At 60.9% G+C, this 16,233-nt stretch carries 17 protein-coding genes; 7 read left to right on the forward strand and 10 right to left on the reverse strand.

The window, feature by feature from the left end:
- Positions 1 to 90: 90 nt before the first annotated feature.
- From ACR0NY_RS16830 to ACR0NY_RS16860, 7 genes are all read left to right on the forward strand, one after another.
- Positions 91 to 1,476 (forward strand): 1-acyl-sn-glycerol-3-phosphate acyltransferase, encoded by a 1,386-nt coding sequence (locus ACR0NY_RS16830; protein WP_170369761.1) that lies wholly within the window; start codon positions 91 to 93, stop codon positions 1,474 to 1,476.
- A 112-nt stretch (positions 1,477 to 1,588) separates the two neighbouring features.
- Positions 1,589 to 2,875: a crotonyl-CoA carboxylase/reductase gene (ccrA, locus tag ACR0NY_RS16835; protein ID WP_170369759.1), complete on the forward strand. Its 1,287-nt coding sequence runs from the start codon at positions 1,589 to 1,591 to the stop codon at positions 2,873 to 2,875.
- A 205-nt stretch (positions 2,876 to 3,080) separates the two neighbouring features.
- Positions 3,081 to 3,299, forward strand: coding sequence for a hypothetical protein (locus tag ACR0NY_RS16840; RefSeq protein WP_170369618.1), 219 nt, complete (start codon positions 3,081 to 3,083; stop codon positions 3,297 to 3,299).
- Positions 3,238 to 3,957 carry a helix-turn-helix transcriptional regulator gene (locus ACR0NY_RS16845; protein WP_170369757.1) on the forward strand — a complete coding sequence of 240 codons (720 nt, stop codon included), beginning with the start codon at positions 3,238 to 3,240 and terminating at the stop codon, positions 3,955 to 3,957. Before ACR0NY_RS16840 ends, ACR0NY_RS16845 begins: the two co-directional genes overlap by 62 nt.
- Before the next feature lie 82 nt (positions 3,958 to 4,039).
- A complete protein-coding gene (locus ACR0NY_RS16850; protein ID WP_170360153.1) occupies positions 4,040 to 4,678 on the forward strand; it encodes an acyl-homoserine-lactone synthase in 639 nt (212 codons plus the stop codon).
- A 51-nt stretch (positions 4,679 to 4,729) separates the two neighbouring features.
- Positions 4,730 to 6,262 carry an ATP-dependent DNA helicase gene (locus ACR0NY_RS16855; protein WP_170369755.1) on the forward strand — a complete coding sequence of 511 codons (1,533 nt, stop codon included), beginning with the start codon at positions 4,730 to 4,732 and terminating at the stop codon, positions 6,260 to 6,262.
- Entirely contained in the window at positions 6,259 to 6,987 is a 729-nt protein-coding gene (locus ACR0NY_RS16860) for an SDR family oxidoreductase (RefSeq protein WP_170369752.1), read from the forward strand. The genes ACR0NY_RS16855 and ACR0NY_RS16860 overlap by 4 nt, the downstream gene beginning before the upstream one ends.
- Positions 6,988 to 6,990: 3 nt before the next feature.
- Here the strand turns inward: ACR0NY_RS16860 and ACR0NY_RS16865 are convergent, their stop codons facing one another.
- From ACR0NY_RS16865 to ACR0NY_RS16910, 10 genes are all read right to left on the reverse strand, one after another.
- Entirely contained in the window at positions 6,991 to 7,770 is a 780-nt protein-coding gene (locus ACR0NY_RS16865; protein ID WP_170369750.1) for a TIGR02186 family protein, read from the reverse strand.
- Complete coding sequence (locus ACR0NY_RS16870) at positions 7,757 to 8,677, reverse strand: sulfite exporter TauE/SafE family protein (RefSeq protein WP_093963459.1); 921 nt, start codon at positions 8,675 to 8,677, stop codon at positions 7,757 to 7,759. Before ACR0NY_RS16870 ends, ACR0NY_RS16865 begins: the two co-directional genes overlap by 14 nt.
- A gap of 121 nt (positions 8,678 to 8,798) precedes the next feature.
- Positions 8,799 to 9,722 (reverse strand): sulfite exporter TauE/SafE family protein, encoded by a 924-nt coding sequence (locus ACR0NY_RS16875; RefSeq protein WP_170342163.1) that lies wholly within the window; start codon positions 9,720 to 9,722, stop codon positions 8,799 to 8,801.
- Between the two features lie 90 nt (positions 9,723 to 9,812).
- A complete protein-coding gene (locus tag ACR0NY_RS16880; RefSeq protein WP_093963457.1) occupies positions 9,813 to 10,781 on the reverse strand; it encodes an ABC transporter permease in 969 nt (322 codons plus the stop codon).
- On the reverse strand, positions 10,781 to 11,875 hold the full coding sequence (locus tag ACR0NY_RS16885) for an ABC transporter permease (protein WP_170342161.1): 1,095 nt from the start codon (positions 11,873 to 11,875) through the stop codon (positions 10,781 to 10,783). Before ACR0NY_RS16885 ends, ACR0NY_RS16880 begins: the two co-directional genes overlap by 1 nt.
- Position 11,876: 1 nt before the next feature.
- Positions 11,877 to 13,406 (reverse strand): ABC transporter ATP-binding protein, encoded by a 1,530-nt coding sequence (locus tag ACR0NY_RS16890; protein WP_093963455.1) that lies wholly within the window; start codon positions 13,404 to 13,406, stop codon positions 11,877 to 11,879.
- A 112-nt stretch (positions 13,407 to 13,518) separates the two neighbouring features.
- Positions 13,519 to 14,517 (reverse strand): BMP family lipoprotein, encoded by a 999-nt coding sequence (locus ACR0NY_RS16895; protein WP_093963454.1) that lies wholly within the window; start codon positions 14,515 to 14,517, stop codon positions 13,519 to 13,521.
- Positions 14,518 to 14,676: 159 nt separating this feature from the next.
- Positions 14,677 to 15,090: a ribosomal protein S18-alanine N-acetyltransferase gene (gene rimI, locus ACR0NY_RS16900; RefSeq protein ID WP_170342159.1), complete on the reverse strand. Its 414-nt coding sequence runs from the start codon at positions 15,088 to 15,090 to the stop codon at positions 14,677 to 14,679.
- A complete protein-coding gene (tsaB, locus tag ACR0NY_RS16905) occupies positions 15,087 to 15,677 on the reverse strand; it encodes a tRNA (adenosine(37)-N6)-threonylcarbamoyltransferase complex dimerization subunit type 1 TsaB (RefSeq protein ID WP_170369749.1) in 591 nt (196 codons plus the stop codon). The genes rimI and tsaB overlap by 4 nt, the downstream gene beginning before the upstream one ends.
- On the reverse strand, positions 15,667 to 16,230 hold the full coding sequence (locus ACR0NY_RS16910; protein ID WP_093963451.1) for a NifU family protein: 564 nt from the start codon (positions 16,228 to 16,230) through the stop codon (positions 15,667 to 15,669). Before ACR0NY_RS16910 ends, tsaB begins: the two co-directional genes overlap by 11 nt.
- Between the last annotated feature and the right edge of the window lie 3 nt (positions 16,231 to 16,233).

Consider the following 16,233-nt stretch of genomic DNA (forward strand, 5'->3'; position numbering starts at 1 on the left):
CAATTTTCAGCACATGTCAATTCGCTGCGTTGCGGCATGTACGGCGTGCTGCCGATTGTGACAGCGGCGGTTTGATGGCACTGTGCGGGCATGACGCAGACCGTTGAGTTACCGATTTGGCTGTTTGTTCTGATCGTGGTGTTTGCTGCGGTCACCTTCGCCTCGCATTTCCTGTTCCCGTCGGTGCGCTGGTTCTTTCGCCGTCGGCTTGAACGGGCTGTTGAACGGTTGAACCAGCGCCTGCAACGGCCGATCCAGCCGTTCAAACTGGCCGAGCGTCATGACATGATCCAACGCCTGATCTATGACCCGCAGGTTGGTCAGGCTGTTCAGCACCACGCCGAAGAGCATGGCATCCCCGAAGCGGTCGCGTTCGAGCAGGCCCGGCGCTACGCCCGGGAAATCGTCCCGTCGTTTTCGGCTTTCATGTACTTCAGCTTTGCCATTCGGTTGGCTCGATGGTTGAGCAACGCGTTCTACAATGTCCGCCTAAGCCACGAGGATGAGGCCGCATTGAAGGAGATCGATCCCAAAGCAACCGTGGTCTTTGTGATGAACCACCGGAGCAACATGGATTATGTTCTGGTGACCTATTTGGCCGCGCAACAGTCGGCGCTGTCCTATGCGGTGGGCGAGTGGGCACGGGTCTGGCCGCTCAGCCGGTTGATCCGCGCGATGGGAGCCTATTTCATCCGACGCAAGTCCGGCAGCGAGCTCTACCGACAGGTTCTGGCCAGCTATGTGCGCCTGGCCACCAATGCCGGTGTGACGCAGGCGATGTTCCCCGAGGGCGGTCTGAGCCTCACCGGGTCTTTGGGACGACCCAAACTGGGACTGCTGAAATACATCATCGACGGCACCAGTCCCGATGGTCGCGACGTCGTGTTCGTACCGGTTGCGCTGAACTATGACCGGGTGCTGGAGGATACGATTCTGACCGCCGCCGCCTTGGGCAGCGAACGGCGGTTCCGCGCGCGGATCGGCGTGATCACAAGGTGGAGCCTGAAACAGATATGGCGCCGTATCATCGGGCGTTACAAACGGTTTGGTCTTGCCTCGGTCCGATACGGCCTGCCCATTTCGCTGCAGGAGTTTCGCGAACAAGCCGGCCCGGACCTGATGACGGATCTGGCTCGAGAGTTGATGCGCCGGATTGGCCGGGCGATTCCTTTGGTCCCAGCGCCCGCCGCGTGCTGGCTCGTTCGCGAAAACGGCACCATCTCCGAGTCTGACGTTCAGTCACGGATCGTCGAGCTGATGCGGCGCGAGGGCGCCACGGACGAAGACCTGAAGGCCATCCCGCCAGCGATCGAACAACTGGTCGAGCGGCGAATACTGAGCAGAAACAACGGTATGCTGTCGCCATCGGTCGAGCGGCTGGATCTGATGCAGTATTATGCGGCCTCAGCGCCCATCAGCGAAGACCCGGATGGTTCTGCGACTGCAAAAGAAATTTCTGCGGCCGCTGGGTCATAAAATTTCAATAATGATCCGAAATGGGTTGCAAAATTACTCATGGGCCAATATTCCAGCCTATGAAGCGCGCAATTCTGCGTCGCGGCGAACATGTTTGACAGAGGAGGCCACAATGGCTTTGGACACCGACGGCGGCATCGCGTCCTACGAGGCACCGGAAAAAGACCTCTACGAGATGGGTGAAATCCCTCCGATGGGATATGTGCCCAAACAGATGTATGCATGGGCCATCCGCAAGGAGCGCCACGGTGAGCCCAACACTGCAATGCAGTTGGAAGTGGTCGATGTGCCCAAGCTGGACAGCCACGAAGTGCTGGTTCTGGTGATGGCGGCAGGCGTCAATTACAACGGCGTCTGGGCCTCGCTCGGCAAGCCGATCAGCCCCTTCGATGGTCACCAGGCCCCGTATCACATTGCCGGATCGGATGCTTCGGGCATCGTCTGGGCGGTGGGCGACAAGGTGAAACGCTGGAAGGTCGGCGACGAGGTCGTGATCCACTGCAACCAGGACGATGGCGACGATGAAGAGTGCAACGGCGGCGATCCGATGTATTCGCCCAGCCAGCGGATCTGGGGCTATGAAACGCCCGATGGGTCGTTTGCGCAATTCACCAACGTGCAGGCGCAACAGCTGATGCCGCGCCCCAAGCACCTGACCTGGGAAGAAAGCGCCTGCTACACGCTGACGCTGGCCACCGCTTATCGGATGCTGTTCGGGCACGAGCCGCATGACCTGAAGCCGGGTCAGAACGTTCTGGTCTGGGGCGCGTCGGGGGGTCTGGGCTCCTATGCGATCCAGCTAATCAACACGGCCGGCGCTAACGCGATCGGTGTGATCTCGGACGAAAGCAAGCGCGACTTTGTCATGGGGTTGGGCGCCAAGGGCGTCATCAACCGCAAGGACTTCAACTGCTGGGGGCAGTTGCCCACGGTAAACACGCCTGAATATGCCGAGTGGTTCAAAGAGGCCCGCAAGTTCGGCAAGGCGATCTGGGACATCACGGGCAAGGGCGTGAACGTCGACATGGTGTTCGAACACCCCGGCGAGAGCACCTTCCCGGTCTCGACCTTTGTCGTCAAAAAAGGCGGCATGGTCGTGATCTGCGCCGGGACCACCGGCTACAACCTGACCTTTGACGTTCGGTACATGTGGATGCACCAGAAGCGTCTGCAGGGTTCGCATTTCGCGCATCTCAAGCAGGCGTCCGCTGCAAACCGGCTGATGCTGGAGCGGCGTCTCGATCCCTGCATGTCCGAAGTGTTCACTTGGAAAGAACTGCCCGAGGCGCACATGAAAATGATGCGGAACGAGCACAAGCCGGGCAACATGTCTGTCTTGGTTCAGGCCCCGCGTACGGGCATGCGGACCTTGGAAGAGGTTCTGGACGCCCGCGGTTGATCACCGCGCTTTGAAAGCAAGCGCCCGCGAATCGCTTGGACGGTTCGCGGGCGTTTTGCGTTCGGAAGATGGGATATTGTTTTTCAATACCATGCACATTTGGGACCCGCTGTTTTTGGGGAGTAGAAAGCAGTGAATAGGCAAGAAAACAGCGTACATGTTATGGTTGTGTTAACCCTTCGTTAACTGTTTCGGAGAGACCATGATGGCGCGAAATGAGTGGATACTGGACGTATTGTCGGACCTCAACGCCTTCGCCGTTGCGAATGGGTTGACCGCGCTGGCCGAGCAGCTTGACGACACCAGGCTGATCGCCGCGGCCGAAATTGCGTCCCTGAACGATGAGGCAAAAGCGCCGTCGAATGGGAACACAGTTCGATTTGAGCCAGATCCTGGAGGATTTGGAAAACACCAGCACGCTTGACGAGCTGGGTGCGGTTGCTGTCCGCATCAGGGACAAACTGAAGGTCGATCACATCGTCTATCACTGGGTCGATGGCGCCGGCGATCAATATGGCTACACCACCTATCCGGATGCCTGGGCCGACCGATACCGTGAACGCAACTATCACCGAATAGATCCCGTAATCCTGGGCTGCTTCCAGCGGTTTCATCCGGTCAATTGGAAATCTCTGAACTGGTCCGGCAAGGTCGCAAAAGCCTTTCTGCAGGATGCTTTGGATCATGGTGTCGGCAATCAGGGCTATTCGATCCCAATTCGTGGGCCGAATGGCCAGTTCGCGCTTTTTACGGTCAATCACATTTGCAGCGACGAGGCTTGGGGTGCCTTCATCGTGACCTACAGCCGCGAGTTGATACTGCTCGCCCACTACTTCAACCGCAAAGCTTTGGATTTCGAGCAGGACCGCAGACCTGAATCCGCGCGCGGTCTCTCTCCGCGCGAGATCGACGCGATGACGCTACTGGCCTTGGGCTACAGCCGGGCGCAGGTCGCGCACTCCCTGTCTATTTCCGAGCACACATTGCGTGTCTATATCGAAAGCGCCCGGTCCAAGCTGAGTGCTCTGAATACAACCCATGCCATCGCCACTGCCCTCAGCAGAGGATTAATAGTGGTTTAAGGCCCGCGCGAGGGCCACACGGTAAATTAACCACGACTTTGTACCCCCTTCGTTCCAGTACTGGACGACAAGGGGAAAAGTCATGCTGCGTTATGTTTACGCTGACGAGCTTCATAAATTTCCAAAATTGGCCGAGGGGATGTTTCGCGACCGCGCAGATCAATTCAAAACCCGCCTCGGATGGGATGTTCATGTCAATTCCAAAGGAGAGGAACGGGATCAGTATGATGATCTGAACCCGCTGTATGTCATCTGGGAAGAGCCGGACGGCAGTCACGGCGGATCGATGCGGGTATTGCCCACGACTGGCCCTGTCATGGTAAATGAGGTGTTCGGGCATCTGACCGGCGGCAGCCCAATCCGCAGCCCGCTGATCTGGGAAGTGACGCGGTTCTGCCTGTCCCGCACCGCTCATCCACACACGGCCGGGGCAATCATGCTGAGCGGGGGGGAGATCATGGAAGGCTTCGGTCTGACCCACATCGCCGGGGTCTTTGATGCAAGGATGATCCGCATCTATCGGCTAATCGGTTCCTCGCCGGTGGTCTTGGGCTCGGAGGGGGCGGGCCGTGACCAGATTTCGGTCGGTCTTTGGCCCTATTCCGCTGACGATTGCAACCGCGTGGCCGAGCGGGCGGGCATCCCGCGCGAGCTGTCGCGATTGTGGTTCAAGACGGCGTTCGGGTCCGCCGCGCGGCATCGGTTCGCACTGTCTGCCTGACGTTGAATTCCGCATCTGGCGCAGGTTGGCGCGGCCCTGTAGGGTCGCGCCATGTCTCTGCCCAAGGTTACTTTTTCCGAAGATCAGGCCGCCGCGTTCGACAGCATTGCCCAGATGCTGAAAACCGCAGGCGTGGACCTGGAAGATGATGCGCTGCTCAAGCTGCCCGGCCAGGGCGAATCGGGGGTCATGGCGGTGATCGGCAAGGCCGGGTCGGGCAAGACCCTGCTGTTGGCCGAACTCTTCAAGGCACTGGCTGAGACCGGAGTTCAGATCGTCTCGGGCGACTATGAAAGCCGCAAATCGAAAGACAAGCGCAGCCTTGCCATTTTGGCCCCGACCAACAAGGCCGCCAGCGTGTTGCGATTGCGCGGTGTTCCGGCCACCACCATTCACCGCATTCTGTACACGCCGGTCTATGATCCGGAATACGAACGGATCGCCGAGTGGCTGGCGGGCAATGACGACCGCCCCGAGATCGAAGGCCTGACCGACGAGGCGTTGGACCGCGCGGCCGCGTTCTATGCCAACAACAAGTCCATCCCGGGTGCCCTGGCCGCCGCCGGCCTGCGCGGGTCGGATTTCATAACCGGATGGAAACGTCGCGACGAGCCGCTGGATATCGGGTTCGTCGATGAAGCCTCGATGCTGGACGACCGCCAGTTCGAGGATCTCAAAGAAATTTTTCCTACCTTGTTGCTGTTCGGCGATCCGGCACAGTTGGCACCGGTGAATCAGTCCGGGTCGATGGTGTTCGATGCTTTGCCCGAACCGCGCAAGCTGATCCTGCACCGGGTGCACCGGCAAGAGGCCGACAACCCCATTCTGGACCTGGCCCATGCGCTGGCCGATCCTGCCATGGGGTTCGAGGATTTTGAACGTCTTGTCGAGCAGACCGCCCGCACGGATGACCGTGTGGTCTGGGGCCAGCGGGTCGAGGTCGACCTGATGGCCCGCAGCCCGGTTCTGGTCTGGCGGAACGCGACGCGTATCCGGCTGATCCAGGCCTTCCGTCAGGTGCATGGCGCCCCCGAGACCGAGCTGTTGGAAGGCGAACCGTTGATCTGCGACGGGATCGAGCTGCCGCTGAAGCACCGCAAGAAACGGCTCGACCTCGAGGCGCGCGGGCTGATCAAGGGCGCGCAGGTGATCTATCTGGGGCCGGGGCGCAAGCCTGGGTTCTCGCGGCTGCATGTCATGGGGGCCGAAGACCCGCAGGTCAGCGCCGCGTCGATCGTGCAGATCGAAAAACCGGACGAGGAAGAGCCCTTCATCCCCTTTGCCGCGCGCATGGGGGCCACGTTTCTGCATGGGGCCGCCGTGACGATTCACAAGGCGCAAGGCTCGCAATGGGACACGGTGCAGGTCTTTGCACCTGACCTTTATGCCGCCGCCCGCATGGGCCGGACCGAGGCCGGGCAACCCCTGTGGAAACGGCTGGCCTATGTGGCCATCACCCGCGCGCAAGAGCGGCTGATCTGGGTGGTGCGCAACCGGCTGTCCAAACCAAGCCACCCGTTGCGGGTTCACGACCTGCGCGCGGTTTCGGCCGCAAAACTTACGCTGGAGGCGGAGGAGACGTGAACACGATCATCGTAACCGGGGCGAGTTCGGGCATTGGGCGGGCGACGGCCGAGCTGTTTCTGGACCAGGGTTGGACGGTCGGCCTGCTGGCGCGCAGTGCGGACAAGCTGAGCCAGATGGCCGCAACGCGCGAAAACGCCATTCCCCTGGTGGCCGACGTAACCGACCCCCAAGCGGTGTCGGCGGCGTTCGATGAATTTCAGGCGCAGGCTGGACGGTTGGATGTTCTGTTCAACAACGCAGGGATCCTTGCCCCCGCGGGAACGATCGACGAGATCACGCTGGACGACTGGTATCAGAGCGTCAACGTGAACCTGAACGGGATGTTTCTGTGCGCCCGCGCGGCCTTTGGCCTGATGCGCAGGCAGGTGCCCAAGGGGGGCCGCATCATCAACAACGGCTCGATCGCGGCGCATGTACCGCGCCCGAATTCGGTTCACTACACCGCCACCAAACACGCGATAACCGGGCTGACACGAAGCCTGTCGCTTGACGGCCGCGCTCATGGTATCGCCTGTGGGCAGATTGACATCGGAAATGCCAGAACCCAGATGGTGCAGACCCTGGTCGATAGGGCGGTTGCTGAAGGGCGAGAGCCTGATCCGACGATGGCGGTCGAAGATGCCGCGCGCTCGGTCCTGCACATGGCCAGCCTGCCGCCCGAAGCCAACGTCCAGTTTATGACCGTGATGGCAACGACGATGCCGTATATAGGGCGCGGGTAGCGGTCAGTTTTCGCGCAGCAGTCGGAAAGCCGTCGAAGCGCCCCAGCCTGCGGCGATGGCAATGACAAGGGACATCAACCCGTACCAGACCGGCTGTTGGCGCGACATGTTGTAGAGAAACCGCTCGAGCCCGACTTTCCGAACGTCGATAACCGTCTCGAACTGCGAAATGACTTCGCCATTCCGCATCAGGAAGATGCGGGTCAGGTAGTCGCCTTCGGTCAGGTCGGCCGGCATCTCGATGGAGGTGCGGAATAGCGTTTGCTCATCCACGGCAACCGTGTTCTCACGGATCGAATACAGGCCCTCATCCTCGCGGATCCTGACGACAGCCCGGGCGAAATTCTGCGCCTCCCGGATATGCATGGCCGCCCCGACGGACCGGATCGCGCGCCGGATCGAGATGCGATAGCGCAGATCTTCGGTGTCGGTGATGATGTCCGTGAACGGCGCGCTTGTGGCGACTGCGTAGAAGCTGGGTGCGGAATCGACCAGAACGCTGTCGGTATTCACCCAGATGCCGAATTTCTTTTCCTTGCGCCGCACCATGACCGGCTCGGACGGGCCCGCGACTGCCACGATCACCTCAAGCGGAGGGCCGGGCGGGATAGGCGCTTCGCGCTTGACGGCGCCAAAGATCAGAATCTCGGATCCATCGAAATCGGCGGTGATGGCTACGCGATCCTGGCTGAGGCCAAGAACGACCTGCTCATCCGCGGCATGGGCGGGGAGGGTCAGGAACACAAGGGCGATGAACCAGCGCAACACGTCAATGCCCCCCATCGGTGCCAAGCGAATAGAGCTCGGCCGGTTGCAACAATAGATCCAGGGCCAGCTTGCCGCAAACCGCCAAAACAAGAGCGGCCAGCAGAACACGCAGCTGCTCGGCCGGGATGCGTGCCCCCAGCACGGTCCCGATCTGAGCCCCGATCACCCCGCCAACCAACAGTAGGACAGCCAGCACGATATCGACCGTAAAGTTGGTCGTGGCGTGCAGCATGGTGGTGAAGCCAGTGACGAAAATAATCTGGAAAAGGGATGTCCCCACAACCACTTTGGTCGGCATTCCCAGCAGGTAGATCATGGCGGGCACCATGATGAACCCGCCGCCCACGCCCATGATCGCCGACAACACGCCGACGAACAGGCCGACAAGCACCGGCGGGATGACTGAGATATACAGCCCCGAGGTCCGGAACCGCATCTTGAACGGCAGGGCGTGGATCCACCCCCTCTGGCGCCGTTTGACAGGGACTGCACCGGCTTTTCGGGACCTGCGCAGTGCATTGAGGCTTTCAAAGAACATCAGCCCGCCAATGACGCCCAGAAAGACGACATAGCAGAGCTTGACCAGCAGATCGACCTGACCCAGGCTTTTGAGATAGTTGAAGAAGACAACGCCCACGGCGGCGCCGATCAGACCACCCACAAGAAGGACCGTGCCCATCTTCAGATCGACCGTCTTTCTTCGGAAATGCGCCAGCACGCCCGAGAATGACGAGGCAACGATCTGGTTCGCCTCGGTAGCCACGGCAACGGCAGGTGGGATGCCGATAAAGAACAGCAGCGGGGTCATCAAAAAGCCGCCACCGACACCGAACATGCCGGACAGAATTCCCACCATGCCGCCGAGGCCCAGCAGCAGAAAGGCGTTCACGGAGACTTCGGCGATAGGCAGATAGATATGCATGTGGTCTAGCCGATCCGTGCTGCGGTGGACTGGTTACAACGATCAAAGGTGGGTGCGCTGCGTTGGGCGAGGGAATGCACTGGCGAGTACACGGCGGTTTCGAGGGAAAAACTGGTCACGGTCAAACCCCCGCCAATTCAGATAGCGAATAGAATTCTGTCGGAGTCACGATCAGTTCCAGCCCAACTTTTCCGGCCACGATCATGACCAGTACCGCCAGCAAAACCCGCAGCTGCTCAGCCTTCAGCCGGGCGCCGACCATGCTGCCGAACTGGGCCCCAACGACACCCCCGATCAACAGGAACAAGGCCAGCACGATATCCACGCTGAAGTTGGTCGAAGCGTGGATCATCGTCGTGAACCCGGCCACGAAAATGATCTGAAACAGCGAGGTTCCGATCACCACCTTTGTTGGCATACCCAGAATATAAATCATTGCCGGAACCATGATGAACCCGCCGCCAACGCCCATGATGGCCGACAGGATTCCGACGCCAAAGCCGACCAGGATGGGTGGAATGACCGAGATGTACAGGTTTGACTCGCGGAACCGCATTTTGAACGGCAGCGCATGAACCCAGGTGCGTTGGCGACGTGCGGTCGGTGGGGTGCCGCCCGCTGCCCGTGACCGGCGGATTGCACGCAGGCTCTCAACGAACATCAAGGTGCCGATGAGGCCAAGAAACACGACGTAACACAGCTGGACCGCCAGATCGACCTGCCCCAAATGCTTGAGATAGTTGAAGACGAGCATCCCCAGCGTCGCGCCCAGCAGGCCGCCACCCAGCAGAACCGATCCCATCTTCAGGTCTACGGTCCTGCGCTTGAGATGGGCCATCAGCCCCGAAAATGAGGATGCCACGACCTGGTTGGCCGATGTCGCCACGGCGACTGCGGGCGGAATGCCAATCAGAAACAGCAGTGGCGTGATCAGAAAACCGCCTCCCACTCCGAACATGCCGGACAGAACGCCCACGGAAACACCAATCGCCAGCAGCATAAACGGGCTAACGGATACTTCGGCTATGGGAAGGTAGACGTGCATACCCCCTTAGAGCGCTTGCGGCATGCAAAATCAACTCTGCATGCCGCTTTGCAGCAAACAGGACTGAAAACCAGTCCTGAACTGGCCTTATCAGCGCTCTTTCACATAGGGCTCGCCACCGGCCCTTGGCGGGACCGCTTTGCCGACGAAACCCGCCAGGATCACCACGGTCAGAATATAGGGCAGCGCGTCCATGACCTGAACGGGGATTATGATGCCGCCCAGGTCGATATTCTGGAACCGCAAAGCAACCGCCTGCAGCAGCCCGAACAGCAAACACGCCCACATGGCGTGCCACGGCCGCCACTTGGCAAAGATCAGTGCGGCCAGTGCGATAAAGCCCCGGCCAGCCGTCATGTCTTTGACGAACCCTGCCTGCAACGCAGTAGCCAAATAGGCCCCGGCGATGCCACATAGCACGCCACAGATGGCGACGGCTGCGTAGCGAAGCCCCACCACCGAGACGCCGGCGGTGTCCACTGCCGCCGGGTTTTCACCCACGGCGCGCAGGCGCAGGCCAAAGCGGGTGCGGAACAGCACCCACCAGGTTGCGGGCACCATCAGGAACGCCACGTAAACAAGAATCGAGTGGCCTGAGAGCAGCTCGGCATAGATGGGGCCGATGATCGGCACACCGCTCAGTGCCTCGGCGAAGGGGAAGTTGATTGGCTCGAACCGGCCGCCTCCGAACAGCGACGGCGTGCGGCCGCCTTGCTGGAACCAGTCCTGCGCTACCAGCACGGTCATGCCGGCAGCCAGGAAGTTGATGGCGACACCGGAAATCAGCTGGTTGCCCCGGAACGTGATCGAGGCAAGCCCGTGCAGGCCAGACAGCGCCAAGGACGATGCGATGCCGGCCAGCAGGCCCAGCCATACCGACCCGGTGACCGCGGCAACGGCGGCCGAAAAGAATGCCGCCATCAGCATCTTGCCTTCCAGTCCGATGTCGAAAATGCCAGCGCGTTCCGAATACAAGCCGGCCAGGCAGGCCAGCAGCAGCGGTGTGGCCAGGCGAATGGTCGAGTCCAGAACCTGGACGATCGTCAGGAACAACTCCATCAGTTCGCCTCCTTCCGCAGGGCCAGGAACAGCTTTTCAAGCGGCATACGGACCATGTTGTCCAGCGCCCCGGTGAACAGGATCACCAATGCCTGGATCACCACAATCAGTTCGCGCGGGATCGAGGTCCACAGCGCCAGTTCAGCGCCCCCCTGATAGAGGAAGCCAAACAGGATGGCCGCGAGGAATACGCCGAACGGGTGCGAGCGGCCCATCAGGGCCACCGCGATGCCGATGAAGCCCGCGCCCTCGGTCGAGTTCAGAACCAGCCGCTCGGCCTCACCCATGACGTTGTTGATTGCCATCAGGCCCGCCAGAGCGCCCGAAATCAGCATCGCCACGATGGTGATGCGCACCGGCGAGATACCGGCATAGACCGCACCGGTTTCCGAATGCCCATAAGCCCGAATTTCATAGCCCAGGCGAGTGCGCCAGATCAGCGCCCAGACTACGATGCAGGCGATGACCGCGATGATCAGCGAGATGTTGGCCGGAGCCGCCTTGGAGAAGTTGATCGCGATCGGGGCCAGCATCTCGTGCAGGGTGGGCAGATGTACCGCCTCGGCAAAGCGGGCGGTCGCCGGGTCCTGCGAGCCGGCCGGTCGCATCACGTTGACCAGCATGTAGTTCAGCAGCGCCGCAGCGATGAAGTTGAACATGATCGTGGTGATCACGATATGGCTGCCGCGCTTGGCCTGTAGATAGGCCGGTATCGCAGCCCAAGCCGCGCCGAACAGCATGCCGGCGGCCATCGCAGCCAGCAGAGCGATGCTCCAATGCGGCCACGGCACATAGAGGCACACCATGGCTACGCCCAGTCCGCCCAACATGGCCTGACCCTCGCCACCTATGTTGAACAAACGCGCGTGAAAGGCCACTGCAACCGCAAGACCGGTGAACATGAAGTTGGTGGCATAATACAGGGTATAACCCCAGCCATAGGTCGACCCCAGCGCGCCGGTGACCATCAGGTTCACCGCCTCGACCGGGTTTTCGCCAATGGCCAGAATGACCAGTGTCGACAGGATTGCGGCCAGGATCAGACTGATGAGCGGGATCAGAATGACGTCGGCCCATTTGGGCATCTTATCCATGTTACGCGGCCTCCCCCGCAACACCGGCCATCAACAGGCCCAGTTCTTTTTCATCCGTTTCATGGGGCAGACGCTCGCCCATGATATGTCCGTCGAACATCACTGCAATCCGGTCGGACAGAGAGAAGATCTCTTCCAACTCGACCGAGACCAGCAGGATCGCCTTGCCCTGATCGCGCAGGGCGACGATCTGCTTGTGAATGAACTCGATCGCGCCGATGTCCACGCCGCGGGTCGGCTGGCCCACCAACAGCAAATCGGGGTTCCGCTCGATTTCGCGTGCAACCACGATCTTCTGCTGGTTTCCACCCGAAAAGTTCTTGGCCGACAGCCAGCCATTAGGCGGACGCACGTCGAATTTCTCGATCTTGCGTTCTGTGTCGGCGCGCAGTGCGGCGTTGTTCATGAAAATCCCGCGCTGATAGGCGGGGTCGCGGTGATAGCCGAAGGCCACGTTTTCCCAGGCGTGGAAGTCCATGATCAGACCTTCGCGTTGCCGGTCTTCGGGCACATGGGCGATGCCTTGGGCGCGCCGGGCCTGACCGTCGGCCTCGGGTCCGCTGAGCGCCAGAGGCGTACCATTCAGTTTGATCACGCCTGATCCCGGGCGCATCCCGCCCAACACTTCGAGCAGCTCGGACTGCCCGTTGCCGGCGACGCCTGCGATGCCCACGATCTCGCCCGCGCGGACGGTCAGGTCGATACCTTTGACGCGCTCGACGCCCGCCGAATCCGTCACCCGCAGGTTCTCGATTTCCAATATGGGCTTGCCGGGTTTGGCCGGCACCTTGTCGACGCGCAACAGAACCTTGCGCCCGACCATCAGCTCGGCCAACTCCTCGGGGTTGGTCTCGGCGGTCTTGACCGTGGCAGTCATCTGGCCGCGGCGCATCACCGACACGGTGTCGGTGGCTTCCATGATCTCGCGCAGCTTGTGGGTGATCAGGATGATGGTCTTCCCTTCGGCGCGCAGCCGGTCGAGGATGCGGAACAGCTGGTCGGCCTCGGCCGGGGTCAGCACCCCGGTGGGTTCGTCCAAAATCAGTATCTCCGCCTTGCGATACAGCGCCTTGAGGATTTCGACCCGCTGCTGCATTCCCACGCCGATCTCGTCGATGCGCTTGTCGGGGTCCACGAACAGCTCGTATTCTTCCTCGAGCTCTTTCAGCTCTTTCCGAGCCTTGGCCAGCGAGGGGGCCAGCAGCCCGCCATCTTCCGCGCCCAGAACGATGTTTTCCAGAACGGTGAAATTCTCGACCAACTTGAAATGCTGAAAGACCATGCCGATGCCCGCGGCGATCGCGGCCTGGCTGTCGGGGATGTCGGTCTTTTTACCGTTGATCCAGATTTCACCTTTGTCGGCCTTGTAGAAGCCGTACAGAATGCTCATCAGCGTGGACTTGCCCGCACCGTTTTCACCGATGATCCCGTGGATCGTGCCAGGGGCGACGCTGATCGAGATGTCCTTGTTCGCTTGGACTGGCCCAAAGGCTTTGGAAATCCCTTTGAGCTCGATGGCGGGGACTGTCATGTCTTGTCCTCGATTGCCGTAGAAGCTGCGCTGATTTCGCAATCATTCGGTCGTGGCGAAACAGCGGCATGAGTGGATGCGGGACGGGAGGTTTCCCCCGCCCCGCGCGATATCAGAACTGCAGTGCCGGGCAGCTGTCGTTCTCGTAGTAGCTGACGACGGTGACATTGCCGTCGATGATGTCGCGGCGCGCCTTTTCGACGGCGGCTTTCATCTCGTCGCTTACCAGCGAGGCGTTGTTTTCATCCATGGCAACGCCGACACCGTCCTGTGCCAGACCCATGGTGAACTTGCCGGTCTCGACATCTTCGCCTGCTTTCATGGCGTCATAAACGGCCACATCCACGCGCTTGAGCATCGAGGTCAGGACCTTGCCCGGGTGCAGGTGGTTCTGGTTGCTGTCCACGCCGATCGACAGGATGCCTTCGTCGGCCGCGGTCTGCAGAACACCGACGCCGGTACCGCCTGCGGCGGCGTAGATCACGTCAGCGCCTTGGCTGATCTGAGCTTTGGTCAGCTCAGAGCCCTTCACCGGGTCGTTCCATGCGGCCGGGGTGGTGCCGGTCATGTTGGCGACGACGTTGATGTCAGGGTTTACGGCCTTTGCGCCCTGGGCGTAGCCGCAACCAAAGTGCCGGATCAGCGGAATGTCCATGCCGCCGATGAAGCCGACGGTACCCGACTTGGATGCCATCGCGGCCATCATGCCGACCAGGTACGAGCCTTCATGCTCGGCGAACGAGACCTGGCGGATGTTCGGCGCGTCCAGCCAGCTGACGTCGACGGCGACGAACTTGGTGTCGGGATAGTCAGGTGCGACGGCGGCCAGCGGATCAGCCATGGCAAAGCCCATGGTGATGATCGGGTTTGCACCGGCTTCAGCGAAACGACGCAGGGCTTGTTCGCGCTGCGCTTCCGACTGCAGCTCGATTTCGCGATAAGACTTGCCGGTCTGGTCGGCCCAGCGCTTGGCGCCGTTATGGGCTGCTTCGTTGAACGATTTGTCGAACTTGCCGCCCAGATCAAAGATGATCGCTGGTTCGGCCAGCGCCGCTCCTGCGGTCAGTGCAAACGCGGCGGCCGCGCCCATCAAGGATTTCATCAGGGTCATCATATACTCCCGTTGTTTTTTATGGCTTCGGGGCAGGGACTTTTGCCCAGCCCCGCTCAGAGCGAGCAGAACTGCTGTGATAGCGGCAATTAAGGCCGTCTGAAACAGCCATGGTCAACCGCTTTTTGACCATTTGGTCTCAGAAATGCCCGGCTTTCGTCAGGGTAGCGCGCGCTCCATCAAGATTGCATCTACTTTGTCAGCCTTGCCGCGCCGGTAATATCCCGGCCGAAGACCGCAGCGCGCATAGCCGCAACTTTGGTAGAGTGCAATGGCGGCCGCGTTGTCCGATGCCACCTCAAGAAACGCCCGGCGCGCACCCAGATCGCGAGCCCGGTCGTGCCATGCCTGCATGCAGACGCGGCCAAGACCCTGCCGCTGGTGATCGGGGTGCGTCGCGATGGTCAGCAGCTCGGCCTCGTCGCCGATGACTTGGATCAGGGCAAATGCTGTTTTGTTTCCAACGACATGGGTGAAGCGGTTGGCAAGAAGCTCAGCAAATTCATCGGCGGTCCATGGGCGGGACTGGGTGAAAGCCGCGCCGTGGGTCTCGGCCATTTCCTGTGGGGTCATGGGTCCAGCAAAGGCGGCGGCGTATCGCGCGACGGGGCGGCGTCTGCTGCACGAACGTACAGGGGGGCAGGGGGATCTGACACAAGGTCAACACGTCCAGAAGCAATCCGGGCGATGGCCCGGACGACTGCATTCGCATCGTCGCACAAAAACAGGGCGCCAAGTGATTCTGCCTCTTCCTGCGTCATCAGTTGCGGCGTCCCGTCGGGCGCTTGCACATAAACTTGGTCGCGGGGGGCTGGAATGGCTGGGATCCGCCCTTCGGGTGCCAAGGCCGCCAAGGCTTCAAGGCCCGAAACGCCGATTGCCGGCTTGTTCAATCCAAGCGCCAGCCCTCGGGCGGCAGAGACCGAGATGCGAATTCCTGTGAAATTGCCCGGACCCGTCCCGACACCGATCGCGTCGATATCCGCCCAAGAAACCCCGCCTTCTGCCAGGATGTCCTGAAGCAGAGGCATCAGGCGTTCTGCCTGGCCTCGGGTCATGGTTTCGGCGCGGCTCAAGACGATGTCTGGCCCGCGCAGCAAAGCGGCCGCGCAATGCGCGGCCGATGTGTCAAATGCCAGAATTGTCTGATCAGACGGCAACAGGGCGAACCTCGGTCACCTCGGGGATGTAATGACGCAGCAGGTTCTCGATCCCCATCTTCAGGGTCAGCGTCGAGGACGGGCAGCCTGCGCAGGCCCCTTGCATATGCAGGTAGACGACGCCGCGGTCAAAGCCGTGGAAGGTGATGTCACCGCCGTCCTGCGCCACGGCGGGGCGCACGCGGCTGTCCAGCAATTCCTTGATCTGGTTTACGATTTCCGAGTCCTCACCCGAATGTTCAGCATGGCCGGACGCGGTTTCCACCCCGGCTCCCATCACCGGCTGGCCGGATTGGTAGTGCTCCATCACGGCGCCCAGGATGGCGGGTTTGATGTGGTCCCACTGCACGCCGTCGTCTTTGGTGACGGTCACGAAGTCATTGCCGAAGAAAACTCCGGTCACACCGCTGACCGCAAAGATGCGCTGCGCCAGCGGCGAGTTCTGCGCGGCTTCGGCAGTCGGGAAATCCGCTGTACCGGCCTCGAGCACGGTCTGACCGGGCAGGAATTTCAGCGTGGCCGGGTTGGGCGTGGATTCGGTCTGGATGAACATGGC

This window comes from Ruegeria sp. BJ5 (assembly GCF_056537865.1).